This is a genomic window from Cupriavidus sp. SIMBA_020, assembly GCF_046535395.1.
GTDB classification, from domain to species: domain Bacteria; phylum Pseudomonadota; class Gammaproteobacteria; order Burkholderiales; family Burkholderiaceae; genus Cupriavidus; species Cupriavidus campinensis.
Window position 1 is genome coordinate 1 of the sequence record NZ_JAWRWU010000147.1, and the last position, 370, is coordinate 370.

Genomic DNA, 370 nt, shown 5'->3' on the forward strand with positions numbered 1-370 from the left:
GCTTGCGCGCCTTGGCGGCGCCCGCCTGCAGCACGTCTTCGATGCGGCCGGGGTTGGCCATCAGGTCGAAGTGGCGCTCGCGCATGGGCGCCAGCAGGTTCTCCAGATGGTCGTAGAGCGCCTGCTTGGCCTCGCCCCAGCCCACGCCTTGCTCGAGCTGCTGGCGGAACGCCGTGGCCTGTTCATGCGTGGCGAAGGCGCGATAGATGGTGTACAGGTGCGAGCCTTCGGCGTCCTTGGGTTCGCCTGGTTCGCGCGAGTCGGTGACGATGCGCATGATCGAGGCGCGCAGGGCCTTGGCGCCGCCCTCGAACAACGGGATGGTGTTGTTGTAGCTCTTGGACATCTTGCGGCCGTCCAGCCCCGGCAA

At 67.6% G+C, this 370-nt stretch carries 1 pseudogene; it reads right to left on the reverse strand.

Going from position 1 to position 370, the window contains the following annotated elements:
• Nucleotides 1-370, reverse strand: a pseudogene (locus SB751_RS28560) (tryptophan--tRNA ligase); the annotation flags it as partial.